1 pseudogene is annotated in these 294 nt (G+C 32.0%); it reads right to left on the bottom strand.

What is annotated here, in order from left to right:
- Window positions 1-113: 113 nt before the first annotated feature.
- A pseudogene (locus Q0838_RS14290) lies at window positions 114-294 on the bottom strand (transposase); the annotation flags it as partial.

The raw sequence follows: 294 nt of genomic DNA, 5'->3' as shown, positions 1-294 counted from the left end.
TTGTGTTGCACCACAAAGGTAACTTTGAGGAACAAATTTCCCTTTCTCTTTTTAAACGTTTAGGACGCTATTGATATTTTATCTAAAAAAGATTTCTTTTTTAGTGGAGTTCTATCATCCACATTAGCCTGTGTAATAGTAAAGTTCAGTGTCTCTCCTTTATCATTTATAACGATATGTAGTTTAAAACCATGAAACCATCCCATAGTAGATTTACCAGTAGTAGCAATACCTTTGAATACTTTATTACTTCTAATCCGTTTAGGTTTACAAACTCTAACAGGTGTAGAATCT

The sequence above is a fragment of the uncultured Nonlabens sp. genome, assembly GCF_947495285.1.
Classification (GTDB): domain Bacteria; phylum Bacteroidota; class Bacteroidia; order Flavobacteriales; family Flavobacteriaceae; genus Nonlabens.
Note: the sequence above shows the minus strand (reverse complement) of the source record. Positions and strands in the feature narration are given on the sequence as shown.